The sequence below is a fragment of the Pseudoalteromonas sp. c7(2019) genome (genome assembly GCF_011378625.1).
Classification (GTDB): Bacteria; Pseudomonadota; Gammaproteobacteria; order Enterobacterales; family Alteromonadaceae; genus Pseudoalteromonas; species Pseudoalteromonas arctica.
Genome location: NZ_WTKS01000010.1, coordinates 40,225 through 58,783 on the forward strand (window position 1 = coordinate 40,225; position 18,559 = coordinate 58,783).

Genomic DNA, 18,559 nt, shown 5'->3' on the forward strand with positions numbered 1-18,559 from the left:
TATGTTTGATGAAACACACCACGCTAAAGCGCTAAAAAATGAACTCAATGTTTCATTTGGCGGCCACAGCGCTAAAGGGTTAAAAGCAGAAAACCAAGATGCGTTTGCTGCTCTTAATACCAAAGCGCAAGAAAAAGAGTCTAAAGGCGTTATTGCCTGCTTAGCCGATGGGTGTTCATCAGCAAAAAATGCGAAACAAGCGTCTCAACTTTCGGTTACTCATTTTATAAATGAGTATTTAAATACCCCCGAAAGTTGGGCGGTTAAAAAGTCAGTGTCGAAGGTGTTAGCAAGTTTAAATCAGTGGCTTTATTCGCAATCAGTTAATTACAATCACCTTGGTCAACGCCAAGCCGATTGGATGACCACTTTTACAGCACTTATTTTAAAGTCGGCAACGGGTTATATATTTCACTTAGGTGATACGCGTATTACCCGCCTACGAGGAAATAAAATAGAGGCAATAACACGGGATCACAAAGTAAATGATACGCTAACACGTGCACTTGGCGCACAACTTCATCAAGAAATAGATGTATACGAGGTTGACCTAAAAGCAGACGATATTTATATATTAACCTGTGATGGCGTACACGATGTGCTTCCAAGTAGTGATATAGCTAAATTAATTAATGAGCACACTAATTTAGAAAATGCAGCTAAAGCAATTACCGAACTTGCATTAGCGCGAGGCAGTGACGACAACGTAAGTTGCTTACTGGTAAAAGTAGAAAACATTGCTGAGCAAAAACTAGATGAGCTTTATCATTCGCTAACACGACGCAAAATTCCACCTGCGCTTAATGTTGGACAAAAAATTGATGACTACACGGTTATTCGTAAATTGCATGCCAGTAGTCGCTCGCACATTTATTTAGTGCAACAAGCGCCCGATATACCGCCAGTGGTTTTAAAAGCACCTTCGGTTAATTTTGAAGATGATGTGCACTACCTTCAAGGCTTTATAAGAGAAGGCTGGGTGGGGCAACGCATAAACCATTTAAACGTGATGAAAGTACTAAGCACGCAATCGCAAAGTCGTTTTTTGTATCATATTTGTGAGTACATGGACGGACAAACACTTAGTGATTGGAAGCACGACGTGCCGCACCCAGAAATAACCCAAGTGCGCAGTATTATTGAACAAATAGTACATGCACTAAGGGCGTTTCAACGACTCGATATGGTACATCGCGATTTAAAACTCGATAATGTAATGATAGATGCGCACGGAAAAGTAACGCTAATAGATTACGGCACAGTAAGTGTCGCGGCTATGGACGAGTCGGTTAAGCAAATTGCGGATGATTGCCCGCAAGGCACTGCCGACTACACCGCACCCGAAACACTTATTACTATGCACGCCGATTTTAAAAGTGATTTGTTTTCACTTGGCGTTATTGCATATGAGTTATTGTGCTCAAAATTGCCTTATAAACCATTGCCACTTAACCACGTAGCGCCAAAAGATTACAGCCATTGGCACTACACAAGTATTCGTAAATACAGAGCCGATATTCCGTTTTGGTTAGATCAAGCCCTTATGAAGGCGCTTGCCCCTAAACCAGAGCTCAGATACCAAGCTTTTTCTGAGTTTATAAACGATATCAACAAACCTAATCCTTATTTAGAAAGTACCGCTAATAAAAGTTCAATAATGAAACGCGATCCAGTTATGGTGTGGAAATGTATTTCGCTGTGTTTATTTATTGCTTTGGTATGTGTATTAATAATTAAAACTTAGAGAACCAAAATGCTTAACTATAAGAACAACTTACCTATTATTTTTATACTGGGTTGCTTCACTGCGCCTTCAATAAGCCAAGCTTCGCAAACTGATCTTGATTTTAGACTGCGTTTTGAAAGCGTTGATCAAAACAATGCTCTAAAAGATGCAAGTGGCTTAACACTTAGAACCCGCTTAACGCATCAAACAGATGAGGTTAATGGTTTTTCAGCCCTTATTGAAGTAGAAGACATTCGCAGCCTATTTGGCGTAGATGATTACAACAATACGGTGGGGAAAAATACTAATTATTCTGTTATTGCAGACCCAGAAAACACTGAAATTGACCAAGGTTTTGTTAAATATTCCCGCGATGGTCTATCGCTAAAAGTAGGGCGCCAAGTAATAGCCCTTGATGGGCAGCGTTTTGTTGGGCACGTAGGTTGGCGCCAAGACAGGCAAACCTTTGACGCAGCAACCATTAATTACGCATTTAATACCATAGATTTACAATACAGTTATTTAAATAAGCGTAACCGCATATTTGCTGACGATAAAGACATTAAATCGTCCGATCATCTAATTAATGCAAGCTTTAAAACAGACTACGGTAAAGTGGTTTTATACAGTTACTTATTAAGTGGCGATGCACTACAAGACGACAGCTTAGACACTTATGGCGTCTCTTTTAACGGTAATAAAACCCTAAACGACATAAAATTTTATTACAAAGCGGAGTATGCAACGCAGTCTGCGTCAACAAGCGTGAGTGATTTTGATGCCGATTACTATGCACTTGAAGGTGCTGTGGATTTAAATGGTTTGGGCACTAAAACAGTAACATTAAAAGTCGGCATAGAGTCACTTGGCTCTGACAATGGCGATTACGGCTTTGCAACACCACTTGCCACGCTGCATAAATTTAATGGTTGGGCAGATACATTTTTAAATACACCCACACAAGGCTTGGACGACACCTACATAAGCTTAAATGGTAAAGCGTTTGACGGAAAATGGCTGGTGGCTTATCACAGTTTTGATGCTAATGAGCAATCAAATGGGGTTGACGATTTGGGTACTGAACTAAACGTACAATACGTTAAACCTATTAATAAACAATACGCAGTGGGTGTTAAATATGCTGATTACTCAGCGGGCGATACTGCAGCTAATAAAGTCGATACTCAAAAATTGTGGGTATGGATGAGCGCTAAATTTTAATCCTCTTTATCTTCTAATATTTACTTGTAATTTTTAGCGACACAAGATGGTGCAATTGCACCATCTTGTTGAGCTTTATGCTTTTCACCTCTGCACCAATGTAGCCAACTTACTGATTTTAAATGCTTATATATTTGGCTTACATATTGCTATAACAAACCTATAACAAATTATTCGATTTCAATTTTAGTCAATTACTAAAATAGGTATCACTTTAAGGTGGGTAAATGCTAAGCAAGCAGCGTGTTGTAGTGGTAGGAAACGGAATGGTGGGGCACCATTTTGTGCAGCAGCTAGTTTCTCAAAATCAGGCTGATGAGCAATTTGAGATTACGGTACTCAGCGGTGAAGACCGTTTAGCGTATGACCGCGTACAACTATCGTCTTTTTTTAAAGGTAAAACCGCAGACGACCTCGCACTTACATGCAATAAAACCTATGACGATTGGCAAGTACGCTTTCATACTCATTCTAAAGTGGTTGACATAAATCGTGATGCGCAAACTGTAACGACCGCTAAAGGGGAGTCGTTTGAATACGACAAGCTTGTGCTTGCTACAGGTTCATTTCCATTTGTACCTCCTATACCGGGTAAAGATCGTGAGCATTGCCTTGTTTATCGCACCATTAACGATTTACACGCAATAAAAAACTCAGCCCACGGAAGCAAAGTAGGCGTGGTAATTGGTGGCGGTTTACTGGGGCTTGAGGCTGCAAACGCATTAAAGCAACTGGGTCTGCATACTCACGTAATAGAATTTGCACCGCAACTTATGGGCGTACAAGTTGATGCGGGTGGCGGTCGGTTACTAAAAAACAAAATTACAGATTTAGGCGTTACTGTGCATACATCGGTAGCAACCGAGGAAATAGTAGAGGGTGAGAACTGCCGTTACAAAATGTGTTTTAAAGGCGGTAAAACCCTTGAAACCGACATGATTGTATTTTCGGCGGGTATTCGCCCTTATGATAATTTAGCCCGCGAGTTTAATTTAGAAATAGGTGAGCGCGGCGGTATTGTTATTAATAACCACTGCCAAACTAGCGACAAAAACATATACGCGATTGGCGAATGTGCACTATGGAATAACTTTATTTTTGGCTTAGTGGCACCCGGTTACGCTATGGCTAAAATAGCAGTTGGGCATATTTTACAAGATACGCAGCAAGGTACTTTGCAAAGTACTGGCTTAGACAATAAAGCCGATGAATTTAGCGGTGCCGATATGAGCACCAAGCTTAAATTAATGGGTGTTGAAGTGGGCTCTATTGGCGATGCACATGCACGCAGCGAAGGCGCAATAAGCTATTACTTTGAAGACCAACCCAATGGCATTTATAAAAAAGTAGTCACTAATTCACAAAGTAATAAGCTGATTGGCGCCGTGCTTGTTGGCGATACCAGCGATTACGATAATTTACTGCAATATCATTTAAACGACATTGAACTTACCACCGCCCCCGAAGCGCTCATTATGCCCCTTGCTGGCGACATAGCAGAGCTAAGCGCCGATGACTTGCCTGATGACGCCATTATTTGCGCTTGTCATAAAGTAACTAAACACACCATTGAACAAACAGTCGCTAAAGGCTGCATAGATTTGGCAAGTGTGCAGCAAAGCACCAAAGCCAGTACAGGCTGTGGTGGTTGTGAAAAACTCGTTCAAAACGTAATAAGCAGCGCACTCGCTAAAGCAAGTAACACTATTAACGTAGTTACCCTTAATGAGCCTGTAAAACAGCCCGCATAAATTAAAGCACACTAAAAGAGAGCAGTATGGCAACCGCAAACACGTCACCAACTATAAATAAAACGAGTTTAAAACAAACAACATGTGCTTACTGTGGTGTAGGGTGTGGTGTTGATATTTCACTTTTTAATAATGTGCCAACCAAGCTTGAAGGCATGCGAGAGCATCCCGCAAACTTTGGTCGTTTATGTGTAAAAGGCACGCATTTGCTCGACACAACAGGCAGTGATAATCGCTTAACGTCGCCCCTCATTAATAATAAAGCAGCCACGTGGGATGAAGCAACCGACCATGTTGCCAATAAATTTAACGACATAATACAAAAGCACGGACCCGATGCGGTGGCTTTTTATGTATCGGGGCAGTTACTTACTGAAGATTACTACATCGCTAATAAATTAATGAAAGGCTACATAGGCTCAGGCAATATTGATACAAATTCGCGCCTGTGTATGTCGTCTGCTGTGGCAGGTTATAAACGGGCTTTTGGTGAAGACGTAGTGCCGTGTACTTACGAGGATTTAGAGCAAACTGAGCTGCTTATTTTAATTGGCTCTAATGCAGCATGGACTCACCCGGTTTTATATCAGCGAATGGAGCGTGCAAAGCAACTTAACCCAAATATGAAAGTGGTGGTTATTGATCCGCGTAAAACCGACACCGCTGAGCTTGCCGACACATTTTTAAATATAAAACCAGGCAGTGACGCTGCGCTTTATAACGGTTTGCTTAATTATTTAAATAAGCATAACCACCTCGATACGCAATTTATTGCTCAGCACACAAACGGCTTTGAAAGCGCACTGCAAGAGGCAACAAAATGGAGCTGTGAGGCAGTTAGCGACTTTTGCGATATAGCAATTGAGCAAGTAACTGAGTTTTACGCGCTATTTGCTAAAAGCCCAAGTGCGATTAGCTTTTATTCAATGGGTATAAATCAGTCAAGCTCGGGTGTAGATAAATGCAACGCCATTATTAATGCGCATTTAGCCTCAGGTAAATTACTTAAACCAGGTAGCGGTCCGTTTTCTATTACTGGGCAACCCAATGCGATGGGCGGGCGCGAAGTAGGTGGTTTGGCTAATCAGTTAGCGGCACATTTAGATATTGAAAACGCAGCGCATCAATCACTTGTACAACGTTTTTGGCTCTCGCCAACGATCGCTAAAAAAGCAGGCAGCAATGCCATCGATATGTTTGATGAAATAGCCGCAGGCAAAATAAAAGCAGTGTGGATAATGGCTACAAACCCAATGGTGAGCTTGCCCAATAACGCCGCTATTAAAAAAGCATTAGAGACCTGCGAGCTGGTAGTTGTATCTGACTGTATTGCAAAAAGTGATACGTTAAAATTTGCCGATGTTGCTTTTCCATCAACCGGATGGGGCGAAAAAAACGGCACAGTAACCAACTCAGAGCGCAGAATATCAAGGCAGCGCCCGTTAGTAGCGCCTTATGCAGGAGCTAAAAACGATTGGCAAATTATGTGCGATGTTGCTAAAAAAATGGGCTTTGAAGGTTTTGATTTTACAGACCCAAGTGGCATTTTTGAAGAATGGGCACAATTAACTGACTTTGAAAATAATGGCAGCCGATTATTAAACCTCTCTGGTTTAGTTGGGCTCACAAAAAGCCAGTACGATAACTTAAAACCCATTATGTGGCCTGTTGTTAAAAATCAGCCTTATAAAAACGGTCAGGTTTTTACAGATAACCAATTTAGCACCGCTGATAAAAAGGCGCGCTTTATACCTATAACGCCTCAATTACCGGTACAACAAACATCAAGTGATTATCCGTTTGTAATGAACTCAGGACGTATACGCGACCAATGGCATACCATGAGCCGCACGGGTAAAAGCACTGCGCTTTCATCGCATATTACACGCCCGTATATTGAAATTAATCCGCTTGATGCCAGTAAATTAGCAATTAAGCAAAACGATTTAATAAGTGCGATTGCCCAAACGGGGCAGGTTACCGCGCATGCAAAAGTAACCGATTCCGTGCGAAAAGGTGAATGCTTTATGCCTATTCATTGGAACAAGCAATTTGCGTCATCAGCAACAGTAAGTGGGTTGTATCAATCGGTAGTTGACCCTCTATCTGGTCAGGCTGAGTGCAAACACGGCGCTGTTAATATAGTTAAGGCACCCTTTGTGCAATATATGCAGCTGTTTGCTAAAAACGAGCTTGTTATAAACAGTGATTTTTGGCTCAAAGTTAATGCTAGTAATTGCTTTAATTACCAATTGGCGCTTAATGAGCCACAAAGTGATTTACTGTATTACTGCCAAACCTTAACCGGTTTACAAGGGCAGTGGTCGGCTATGAATTCGGCAAAAGCCATGCATGTGCAGTGTATTCAAAACGATCAATTAGCGTTTGTTGGTGTTATTTCTAATGAGCAAAAAGAAATATCACTTGAGTGGATAAACCATTTATTTGCAGAGCCATTACTGACCTTTACACAGTTACAGTCTTTGCTTTATGCAACCCCCGATGAAGAATTTACCCAAGGCATGCAAGTGTGTAGCTGCTTTAAAGTAAGAGAGCAGCCAATTATAAACGCCATTAAAAACGGTGCAAACACAGTCGAGCAATTGGGGTCTGAACTTAAATGTGGGACGAACTGCGGTTCGTGTAAAACACAATTAAGCCAATTAATTAAGCAACATGCTACGCAAAAAGCGAACAGTATTAATGTTGCGGTTGTAATGTAAAGAAAAAAGGAAGCATATGCTTAATGATCAATTTGGTCGGCAGTTTAACTATTTGCGCCTCTCAATAACCGATGTATGTAATTTTAGTTGTAGTTATTGTTTACCAAACGGGTATCAGTGCGATACGCCGCGTAATTTTTTAAATAAAAACGAAATAAACACCTTAGTAAATGCGTTTGCAGAGCTAGGTACTAAAAAAGTGCGTATTACAGGTGGCGAACCATGCTTACGAAACGACGTAACCGATATTATAAAGCTTTGTAAAAACACGCCCGGCATAGAAAAAGTAGCCATTACTACCAACGGCTTTAATTTATTAAAGAAAATTGATGAATTTGCAGAAGCAGGGCTTGATGCGCTCAACGTCAGTATTGATAGTTTAAATCCGAGTATGTTTAAACTCATAACAGGGCACGACAAACTTAACCTTATTTTAAAAGGAATTGAACGCGCGGTAGAGCTGGGCATAAAAGACATAAAAATAAATGCAGTGCTTGCCAAGCAGTTTAATAAAAACCAATTGAAGGATTTTTTAGCGTGGGTAAAGCACCACAAAGTTACAGTGCGCTTTATAGAATTAATGGAAACCGGTGACGGCGCAACCTTTTTTGAAGAAAACCACTTAAGTGGGCAAACGGTTAAAGCCCAATTACTCAACCAAGGTTGGTTACAAGTCGTTAGGGGAAAATTAAATGGACCCGCTGAGGAATTTTGTCATCCTGATTACGATGGTCGTATTGGTTTAATAATGCCGTACAGTAAAGACTTTTGTAAAAGTTGTAATCGCTTAAGGGTGTCGGCACTGGGTAAATTACACTTATGCTTGTTTGCCGAGCAAGGTATAGATTTACGCGAGCTACTAAACGAGGATGATACTGCAGCAACCGTAAAGGCTATTCGAGCTGCTATGGGCAATAAAGAAATAAGCCATGAGCTAGATAAACGCTTAACAGGTGCGACAACTCACTTAGCCATGTTAGGTGGCTAACATGGGAGCTGATGTGAATACTCATATAAAAGCTAATATGAAAGTTAAGCGAGATTTTACAGGCGTTGTGCTTGCTGGTGGTAAGTCATCAAGAATGGGCACAGACAAAGCCGATTTAGTTTTAAAAAATAAAACACTATTGCACAATGCGTGTGATTTATTAAAAGACGCAGGTGCTAAAAATATACTAATAAGCCGCAATGTTATAAATCCGGTCAAATCATTGAACCATTATTCGCCGAGCGATTATCCCTCAGAAAAGTACGTTAAAGATGTATACCCCAATAGTGGACCCCTTGGTGGAATTTATTCCACATTATTAGCCACCGAGCACGATTTACTTATTACTGCGGTAGATATGCCACTACTTACAAGTAGTTTGTTAAACACAATAGTGCTGGCTTCTCAGTCAAATAACGTACAAAGTGTGAGCAATCAATTAAATGAGTCACAAATACATGCTTGGCACTTTGAAAATGAACCTCTACCGCTGTATATTCGTAATACAAGCAGTGTAAAAAATCATTTAAAACACATACTCACAAACGCAAACAGTCATAAATCAATAAAACAGTTTACCCAAAGCATTGGTGTGCAAACGCTTTTATGTAATAAAGCGCATGCATTAATAAACACCAATACACCGGCGCAATTTAAAGCTGTAAATGAGCATTTTGACAAAAGCATTAACCAATTGAGAAAAACATTATGAGCCACACAACTGAGTCACAAATAGCCTTAAACATTGCCGTGCTTACAGTAAGCGACACGCGCGATGCGATTACCGATACTTCTGGTCATTACTTAATTAAAGCGCTAACTGAGGCGGGTCATCACTTAGCGGATAAAGAAATTGTAAAAGATGATGTTTACCAAATGCGCGCTATTGCATCGCAGTGGATAGCCGATGACACCATTCACGCTATTTTAGTGACTGGTGGTACAGGATTTACTGAACGTGATTCAACACCTGAGGCATTTGCGCCGTTGTTTGATAAAAGCGTAGACGGCTTTGGTGAGCTATTTAGACATATATCGTACGGTGAAATTGGTAACTCAACTATTCAATCTCGTGCATTGGCAGGGCTTGCTAACAACACCGTTATTTTTTGTATGCCAGGCTCTACAGGCGCATGTAAAACAGCGTGGACAGGCATTATAAAAGATCAACTTAACTCAATGCATAAACCGTGTAACTTTGTACCGCACATTACCATTGGTAAAAAGTGTGAATCGCGTGAGCAATAGTATGCTAAGCCACGTAGACGAAAACGGCCAAGCTAATATGGTTGATGTATCGCTCAAAGACGTAACCCTGCGCGATGCCTCAGCTGAAGCATTTATTAGCATGAGCAAGCTTGCCTTTGAACAAGTAATGCTTAATCAAAACAAAAAGGGCGATGTGTTAGGAGTGGCACGTATTGCGGGTATTCAAGGCGCTAAAAAGTGCGCTGATTTAATCCCGCTTTGTCATCCGCTTGCACTTACTAAAGTAGCTGTTGATTTTGAACTTGATGAAGCAAACAGCCAAATTAAAATAACCAGCTACTGCAAACTTGCCGGTAAAACTGGGGTCGAAATGGAAGCGTTAACAGCGGTATCTGTGGCTAGCCTTACTTTGTTTGATATGTGTAAAGCAGCCGACCCACTAATGGAAATTAGCGGCATGCGCGTTACTCAAAAAGCTGGGGGCAAAAATGGCAGTTGGCAGCGAGATTAATCCAAACGATGCTATATCTAGCGCCCAAAATGTAGAGTTATTGTTTTTTGGGCAACTAAAAGAGCGCTTGAAGTGCAGTAAATTAAGCCTTGAGATTACGCAGCCGCTTAGTATTTCAGAGCTTAAATTAAGATTAGTTAGCCAATACCCGCATTGGCAACCGTGGCTGGAGGAGCGTGAGCTACTTGCAGCGCTTAACCAAACTATGTCATCAAGCGACGAAATAGTGAAAGCCGGGGATGAGCTTGCCTTTTTCCCGCCGGTTACAGGTGGGTAATGAGCATACATATTCAAGTACAAACCGATGATTTTAATGTAGGTGACGAGCACAATATGCTTTGTAGTAATAATAAAAGCGATGGCGCTGTTGTCACCTTTACAGGTTTGGTAAGAGAGTTCAGCAGTGGCGATAACGTTATTGCACTTGAGCTTGAGCACTACCCAGGTATGACCGAGCAACTTCTTCAATCTATTGCAGAGCAAGCACAAACTCGCTGGCAACTAGCGCGAATATGTATTATTCACCGCGTTGGTCATTTAGCACTTGGTGAGCAAATTGTATTTGTTGGCGTAACCTCCCGCCACCGCCAAGCCGCGTTCGAAGGTGCACAATTTATAATGGATTATTTAAAAAACCACGCCACGTTTTGGAAGAAAGAGCACTTTAAAGACTCATCAAATTGGGTTGAGTTTAAACAAAGTGACAAACAAGCGCTGGGTAAATGGGAAGAGTGATGCAGATATTTCATTACTTGTGCTCTACAGAGGTTATATAGCTCTCAGTTTGCGTGTGAAGTCTGCGTTTTTCGTGTTATAAATCAGCAATGTTAGATTGTTAGCTCGACCCAAGTCTGGAAGACATATGCGCACATCAAAAATGTTATATTTTACAATATTATTACTTGTTCTACTTTCAGCTTTTCTTGCTGTATGGGTATATGATTTAAAAGAAGGTAAAGATTTACTAAGCTTTACCATATCAACAGTAAGCTTTTGTATAGCCGTATTAGCTTTATTTATTACTGTTAGAACATATACATCAATTGATAGTGTAAATAATATTAGCAAAATGGAAGGTAACATTTTAGATAATGAAAATTACGTAACCTCACTTCCAGAGTTAATTAATCAGTTTAAATCCCAAGATGAAAATACACTAGAGAAAGAAATTTTTGACTCTATTGAGCATAAACTAAAAAAAGAGTCAGAAACCGCCGTTCTTTTTGCCGATACCCTTCAGTATATAATTGACCTAATTGTTTTATTTCCAGCTGTTTTTAATGCATCAGAAACTAACAAAGTGCTTTATAAAAAGCGTATGGATACAATTTTGTCAGAAGTTGATAGGCGCTGTGAAATATTGCACTCGGTGAGTAAAGGTAATTCAATTCAAATAACGGAAACAATAAAGCTATTTAAAGCTGTTGTGTCTTACCAAAGTTTTGTAGCTGATGATAATTTTAATATTCATGCAGACTTACTTCATGTGAGAGGTCCAATTCTTCGTAACCCAGTGACAAAAACCATTTACCATAATTACCTAGGTTTGTATTACAACAAAAAAGGCATGCATTTGTTACGAGAGTCGCTAAATATGAACTCTGTAGATATTTTGTCGATTGATGGTTTAGAGCTGGCTCAAAAAAATATTAATACTATAGAGCCATCAATACTTGAAGAAGTAAGTATGTATCTTAAATCTGCCGCTGAGCAGTTTGATAAAGCACTTAGAGTATCTAGCGAAGATGTTATGTGGCCTGGTTTTATTAATTACAATAAAGCACGTACGGTATATTTTTTAGCTTTACTATCAAATAGCGAACTTAATTGGTTAGATATTCTCGACGAAGCAATAGAGTCTCGCAGCAGGTTAAATCGACTAATTGACGAAATTTTAATGATAGACAGATCAAAACCAGCCAATATTGTTAGCACACATTTAAGAGAATTTTTTCTGTATCAAGAAGAGTTAGCACGTACAGTAAAATTGAATATTTTACTGTCGAATAAGCTAACCAGACAAAATAATGCACCTATTATATATAAAGGGATTAATATCTCTGATATATCAAACGAAAAACTAACTGACTTATTTGTTTCAATACAAAAGTTTTCTACAGTTAGTATTTACCAAGAAAAAATCATAAGTCGACTTAAGAATAACCTCGCTGTGACAAACTAACAAAGCTTCAGCGAGAAAGTAGGGGATATACTATTTTTACGGCTTTTGCTCATCATAAAAAAGCCACCTACCTATGCATGAAAAGTCATAGCAAGAATAAATGGCTCTTTATTAAAATGTTTTTTGGACTGAGCTTATTTTATTACACTTTTCCAATGCTCAAATCAGGCATTAAATTGAGCCTGTTATGGATAGCATGATGGATGAAAGATAACTTAGTTCGCACCGCTTGAGTAAGTACAAATGGGTAGGCATCGGCAAGTCCCATGCTGCGATTTAGTGAATTTAGAATGATCGAAAATTCCATCCAAGTATCTAAAATAGCATCAATCGATGTTTGTGAATTAAAGTAATAAGCACTTTGTGGCAATCGAAGCTCGTCTGCTTCATCTAATTCAAACTCATTACCCGTTGTTGAGCCTGTAATTGAAAAGTTTTTGGCTGTTTCTAAAGTATCGATAATATGCATGTAATGCGCCCATGTTTCTGCCCAGTCTTCATAAGGGTGCATAGTAGCGTATTCACTAATAAAGGTTTCATGCCAGTTAGCTGGCGCACCTTGCTTGTAATGAGTATCGAGCGCTTGCTGGTAATCTAATTCGTCATCACCAAAATATTGCTTACATAAAGTATGTTTTTTTGGTGAATTTGCGATTAGTTGATCAAAATAATAATGACCAAGTTCATGGCGAAAATGACCAAGTAAAGTCCGATAACGCTCACCCATTGCTATTTTAGCTTGAGAGCGTGCTACGTCGTCTGCTTCAGCTAGGTTTATAGTGATATGCCCGCAATCGTGTCCTGTAAATACAACGTCCTGACCTATAATAGGGCTTACAAAGTGATCGCTTACGTTACGGTCTGCTATAAAATCGAAGCTTAATCCGCTTTCAGGTTCTTGAATCGTTGTATTTAAAGGGAGTGATAATGATTTTAATGTATACAAAGCGCGACGTTTTGCTGTCTCCATTTTTTTCCATAATGGAATATGTTCAACAATACTTAAATCGGGCACCGTTTCATTAAAGCGGCACGAAAAACACAGCACTTCGTCTTTATCGGCAACAGGTATAAATGTGTCTAAATTAACCATACCATTGCATACGTGATACTGAGCGTTGTTATCACATTTTTTATAAAAAACGTCAGGCGCTTCTGCTTTGTAAAATAACCCCGATTGCTCATCAATTTCATAGGGTTCAACTTGATCGAAATCGTCATCAATACCCACGGTTCTGCCGCAAGCCAAACAATGGCTGCTTTCAAAAAATAAAATAAGTTGATCTGTGCAATTACATTTAAATGTTTTCATATGTTACCGAATAAAAAAGAGACCGTATAAACCACTTTTATTTAGCGTTATGCTATTGGAGGATAGTGGTTAAATCCTTTTTAAAAGTTCAGACTTTTTAATATTAAATTCATCATCACTCAACGCATTTGAATCGCGTAGTTGTGCTAACTTTTCAATAATTTGAAGTGTTTCGTCTACCGAGTATTGCCCCATTGTATTATTAACAGGTGCTTCAATTTGGCTAGGCGTTAATGATGCAAAATTGGGCTGCGTTACTTGCTGTGTAAAGTCTTTTTGTGGTTCTGGAGGCGTTGGCGCTTGTCCTGAAATTAATGGCAGGGTATTTACATTAATCGTCCCCCACTGGCTGTTAAATGTAAGAGAGGTATTATTGCCTTGCTGTTGGCTTACACCACCAATATTGTGATCTAACGTGTCGTATACGCTCACTTGCCCATTTAATTCAACGGCTAAGCGATTAGGGAATATAGCGTAACGAATATTATTTTGTGCACCACTGCTAAACGGGCTGCCTAGATTACCTGGCCACCACTGATTGCTACCAGGCGTTCCTGCAGGAATAACCGGAAATATTTGGTTATTGCTCAATATATTAGCAAGTTCGTTGCACAAGTTATCAACGGTTGATTTTAAGCCGTTGTTAAACATGTCGCCAACCATTGTCATTCCGCCGCGCATCCATTGACCAGAACCACCAAGCTCTGGGCAATTAAACTGTGCCATTGAGCAACCGCCGTTATTAACGCTAACTAACATGTGTATTACTGCATCGTGACTGAGGTTATAACGAGATGCTATACCATTAACTAAGTTTTCACCGACATCTGTTAGCTTTTGCATAAGAGAATATCCTATTAGGTAGATTGGGTTGATTTAAAAAATCTGAAAATACGCCAGGGCTGCATTACCTTTAGCTTTGATGATAATGAAAAATTAACAGGTTAGTGAGATGTGCTGGTCTTTCAAATTGAACGAGTTCTGTTTTGTCTGAAATTAAAACACACCACTGCAAAACTAATCTTTAAAACAAGCATCTATGTATTATAAGTTGCTTGTTTTATCTCATCGAGATTGTTAGTTTTACTGTAACGTAAGCGGTTAAAAATCGATCTAGTATAGCACCGTTACTTACTTTAACAGCAGCTTTATTGTGAACTATTTCTTACTATTTAATGATTATTTTTAATGATTTTTAAACTCTAAATAAATACTTTTAATTATAACCGTTTAGCGTTATAAATAACGGAGTAAGTATTTTGAAAAATTAACTTTATTTGTTTTATTTCAATATTTTAAATTAATTAGCTTTAATTGTAAGTTATTTTAAAGCACTATTTTGGTGCATTTTCTGCACCATTAAAAATCTAAAATTGATGGTTTAAATTACACTAAGTTTACTACTTATTGAATTGGTGTGTTTTTCCTATTAATTAGGTCAAAACCTTTATGCATAACGTTGCTTTGTGCAATAGCCGCGAGTGGATGAACAGTACTACTTTAGTAAGTCTTTTGGTATAAAAATTGCACAAGCGAGTTAGGTCAAGCAATATTTTTAGCGTTATATTGTGGCCATATATTATTAAAGGGGAATTAATAGATGACAATTACAGTTGGGATTTCGCACCATACTCAGTATAAATACGACCGGTCAGTTAATATGGGACCGCATATATTCCGCTTACGTCCCGCGCCACATAGCCGTACTAAAATTAAAAGCTATTCTTTAAAAATAGTACCAGAAGATCATTATATAAATTGGCAACAAGACCCTTTTGGTAATTACCAAGCAAGGGTGGTTTTTAACAAACCAACCACCGAATTTAGTTTTACGGTCGATTTGGTCGCCGAATTAACGGTTATTAATCCTTTTGATTTCTTTTTAGAAGATTATGCCGAAAACTTCCCATTTGTTTACGATGCTATTTCAAAGTCAGAGCTCGCTCCTTATTTAAAAAAACGCAAAGCCAGTCCAAAATTTAAAGAGTTAATTGAATCTTTAAACCCTAAAGAGCCGCTTAGAAGCGTTGATTTTTTAGTCGCTGTTAATCAAGCTATTTATGAGTTAGTTGGTTATGGCATTCGTTTAGAACCTGGCGTACAAACACCGAACGAAACAATAAGTAAAAAAACAGGTTCGTGTCGTGATTCTGCTTGGTTGTTAGTACAACTGTTTCGTCATTTAGGGTTGGCATCTCGATTTGTATCGGGCTACTTAGTACAGCTAACATCAGATCAAAAATCATTAGATGGTCCAAGTGGTCCAGAAGAAGACTTTACCGATTTGCATGCATGGACCGAAGTGTATATTCCTGGTGCAGGGTGGATAGGGCTTGATCCTACCTCGGGTTTATTTGCCGGTGAAGGGCATATTCCATTGGCATGTACGCCAGAGCCAAGCTCGGCGGCGCCGGTTACAGGCGGTATAGATGACTGTAAATCGGAGTTTAGCTTTTATAACAAAGTAACGCGAGTACACGAAGACCCACGTGTAACTAAGCCATATTCTGAGGCGCAGTGGGCGGCAATTAATCGCTTAGGTCAGCACGTTGATAATGTTTACAATGAAGAAAACATCCATTTAACCATGGGCGGCGAACCTACGTTTATTTCTATTGACGATATGGAACATCCTCAGTGGAACACTGATGCCGATGGTAAAGAAAAAAGAATATTAGCTCAAAATTTATTTGTAGAAATGAATAAAGTATACACAAAAGGTGGCTTTACTCATTACGGACAAGGTAAATGGTATCCGGGTGAGCCATTACCACGTTGGCAATATGCGTGCTATTGGCGCAAAGATGGTGAGCCTTTATGGCAAGATGCTGCACTATTAGCCGATCCTAATAAAGATTATAAATTTGATCATACCGATACTAAAAAGTTTGCTGATAAACTGTGTGACTCACTTGGTCTTGAAACCAAGGCACTTACTACGGCTTATGAAGATATTTTATATCACATGTGGCAAGAAGCTTCATTACCTACCGAAATAAAGCCTGATCAACCAGAACTTCTTCATGCAATGAGCCGAAAAGGCTTTTTAGCTAAAATGGATAAAGGCATAGAAAAGCCTGTTGGCTATGTTCTACCTTTAAAATGGAACGATAGTAAAAACTGTTGGCAGTCGTGTACGTGGGAGTTTAAACGGGGTCATTGTTTTTTATTACCGGGTGAATCACCACTTGGTTATCGCCTACCTTTAGACAGCCTTGAGTGGAGCGGCAATATTATTGACCGCGACCCGTTTGATATTCCAGAAAATTTTACCAAAGCTAAAAAGCTTAAAAAGGGCTTTATTGGTAAAGAAATGGTTAAAACTGCGCTTGTAATGGAAGTGAGAGAGGGGCGTTTATATATATTTATGCCACCAACAAGTCATTTTGAACATTACATGGGTTTAATAAGTAGTATAGAGAGTGTAGCAAAAGAACTTAAAATGCCGCTTGTTATTGAAGGCTATAGCCCACCTAAAGATAGCCGCGTAGAAAAATACGCTGTAACGCCAGATCCAGGTGTTATTGAAGTAAACATTCATCCTTCAACATCGTGGGATCAATTAGTCAGTCGAACTACAACGTTATACGGTTTAGCAAAAGAATGCCGATTAGGTACTGATAAGTTTATGGCAGATGGTCGCCATACTGGTACTGGTGGTGGTAACCACGTAACGCTTGGTGGCGAAACACCTGAGCAAAGCCCATTTTTACGCAGACCTGATATTTTAAGAAGTTTTATTACCTATTGGCAGCATCATCCTGGTTTGTCGTATTTATTTTCGGGGCTTTTTATTGGTCCTACAAGCCAAGCGCCGCGAGTGGATGAAGCCCGTGATGAAGTTTTATACGAGTTAGAAATTGCCTTTTCGCATATGCCCGAAGGTGAGGTGCCTGAACCTTGGTTAGTTGATAGGTTACTTCGTAATTTATTGGTGGATTTAACGGGTAATACACACAGAGCAGAATTTTGTATAGATAAGCTCTATTCACCCGACTCAGCCACAGGTCGTTTAGGGATTGTAGAATTTAGAGGCTTTGAAATGCCTCCACATTCACAAATGAGCTTAGTGCAAATGCTACTGTTGCGTACTTTACTTGCTTGGTTTTGGAAAAAACCTTACCACAAGCCATTAATACGTTGGGGTACAGAGTTACACGACAAGTTTTTATTACCACAATATGTAGAAAACGATTTAGCTGAAGTAAGCCGCGATTTACAACAAGCAGGTTTTCAATTTCAGTTAAGTTGGTTAAATCCATTTTTTGAATTTAGGTTTCCGGTATGTGGAACGCGAGAACTTGATAACGTTACACTTGAGCTTAGAACCGCAATCGAGCCTTGGCATGTACTAGGCGAAGAGGCAAGTGCGTCGGGTACGGCGCGCTATGTAGATTCGTCATTAGAAAGAGTGCAAATAAAAGTACAAGGAACAATGAGCGATCGCTATGTTGTAACGTGTAATGGTCGAAGAGTGCCGCTTAAACCGGTTAAAGGTAAAGCAAAAGATGAAATGGTCGCGGGTATACGATACAGAGCTTGGCAACCACCTACAGCGCTTCACCCAACTATTGGCGTACATGCTCCATTAGTTTTTGATTTAATCGATACGTGGGAAGGACGTTCAGTTGGAGGCTTTGTATATCATGTGAGCCATGCTGGTGGGCGTAATCCTGAAACGCTACCGGTTAATGCATTTGAAGCAGAAGGGCGCAGAGTCGCAAGATTTTGGGAGCATGGGCATACACCGTCCTTACTTGCATCAGCAGAACCAAGCTGGAGCCCATCGGCGGTTACGCATAGTTTTCAGTCGGCGCAAAGCGCAAGTGAATACGTAGTACCAGATGAAGAAAGTAGTAATCCTGATTATCCAAATACCTTGGATTTACGCAGGCAGCCTAACTTTAAATAATAATTGATAGTTGTGTCATTCCAC

General features: G+C 39.6%; 14 protein-coding genes. 12 read left to right on the forward strand and 2 right to left on the reverse strand.

Translation table 11 applies throughout. The annotated features are described in order from the left end of the window. Position 1 precedes the first annotated feature (1 nt). From GQR38_RS12460 to GQR38_RS12510, 11 genes are all read left to right on the forward strand, one after another. The gene (locus GQR38_RS12460) at positions 2-1,744 is read left to right on the forward strand and encodes a bifunctional protein-serine/threonine kinase/phosphatase (protein WP_165721842.1); all 1,743 of its coding nucleotides are present in this window, start codon (positions 2-4) and stop codon (positions 1,742-1,744) included. Positions 1,745-1,753: 9 nt separating this feature from the next. Then, entirely contained in the window at positions 1,754-2,947 is a 1,194-nt protein-coding gene (locus tag GQR38_RS12465; RefSeq protein ID WP_165721841.1) for an alginate export family protein, read from the forward strand. Positions 2,948-3,174: 227 nt separating this feature from the next. After that, the gene (locus GQR38_RS12470; protein WP_165721840.1) at positions 3,175-4,698 is read left to right on the forward strand and encodes an FAD-dependent oxidoreductase; all 1,524 of its coding nucleotides are present in this window, start codon (positions 3,175-3,177) and stop codon (positions 4,696-4,698) included. Positions 4,699-4,724: 26 nt separating this feature from the next. Then, complete coding sequence (locus GQR38_RS12475) at positions 4,725-7,421, forward strand: nitrate reductase (RefSeq protein WP_165721839.1); 2,697 nt, start codon at positions 4,725-4,727, stop codon at positions 7,419-7,421. A 16-nt stretch (positions 7,422-7,437) separates the two neighbouring features. Continuing rightward, entirely contained in the window at positions 7,438-8,409 is a 972-nt protein-coding gene (moaA, locus tag GQR38_RS12480; protein ID WP_165721838.1) for a GTP 3',8-cyclase MoaA, read from the forward strand. Between the two features lies 1 nt (position 8,410). After that, entirely contained in the window at positions 8,411-9,121 is a 711-nt protein-coding gene (locus tag GQR38_RS12485; RefSeq protein ID WP_206006188.1) for a molybdenum cofactor guanylyltransferase, read from the forward strand. After that, positions 9,118-9,657: a molybdenum cofactor biosynthesis protein B gene (gene moaB / locus GQR38_RS12490; RefSeq protein WP_165721837.1), complete on the forward strand. Its 540-nt coding sequence runs from the start codon at positions 9,118-9,120 to the stop codon at positions 9,655-9,657. The genes GQR38_RS12485 and moaB overlap by 4 nt, the downstream gene beginning before the upstream one ends. A gap of 1 nt (position 9,658) precedes the next feature. Then, positions 9,659-10,129 carry a cyclic pyranopterin monophosphate synthase MoaC gene (gene moaC, locus GQR38_RS12495; protein WP_007585237.1) on the forward strand — a complete coding sequence of 157 codons (471 nt, stop codon included), beginning with the start codon at positions 9,659-9,661 and terminating at the stop codon, positions 10,127-10,129. After that, positions 10,107-10,406 (forward strand): MoaD/ThiS family protein, encoded by a 300-nt coding sequence (locus tag GQR38_RS12500; RefSeq protein WP_165721836.1) that lies wholly within the window; start codon positions 10,107-10,109, stop codon positions 10,404-10,406. Before moaC ends, GQR38_RS12500 begins: the two co-directional genes overlap by 23 nt. Continuing rightward, entirely contained in the window at positions 10,406-10,864 is a 459-nt protein-coding gene (gene moaE, locus GQR38_RS12505; protein ID WP_165721835.1) for a molybdopterin synthase catalytic subunit MoaE, read from the forward strand. The genes GQR38_RS12500 and moaE overlap by 1 nt, the downstream gene beginning before the upstream one ends. A gap of 127 nt (positions 10,865-10,991) precedes the next feature. Then, positions 10,992-12,311, forward strand: coding sequence for a hypothetical protein (locus GQR38_RS12510; RefSeq protein ID WP_165721834.1), 1,320 nt, complete (start codon positions 10,992-10,994; stop codon positions 12,309-12,311). A 142-nt stretch (positions 12,312-12,453) separates the two neighbouring features. Here GQR38_RS12510 and GQR38_RS12515 read toward each other — a convergent pair whose 3' ends face one another. After that, the gene (locus GQR38_RS12515) at positions 12,454-13,623 is read right to left on the reverse strand and encodes a putative zinc-binding metallopeptidase (RefSeq protein WP_165721833.1); all 1,170 of its coding nucleotides are present in this window, start codon (positions 13,621-13,623) and stop codon (positions 12,454-12,456) included. 69 nt (positions 13,624-13,692) lie between these two features. Beyond that, positions 13,693-14,466 (reverse strand): SHOCT domain-containing protein, encoded by a 774-nt coding sequence (locus tag GQR38_RS12520; protein ID WP_165721832.1) that lies wholly within the window; start codon positions 14,464-14,466, stop codon positions 13,693-13,695. Between the two features lie 757 nt (positions 14,467-15,223). Between GQR38_RS12520 and GQR38_RS12525 the strand changes: the two genes are divergently transcribed. Next, a complete protein-coding gene (locus tag GQR38_RS12525) occupies positions 15,224-18,535 on the forward strand; it encodes a transglutaminase family protein (protein ID WP_165721831.1) in 3,312 nt (1,103 codons plus the stop codon). Positions 18,536-18,559 lie beyond the last annotated feature (24 nt).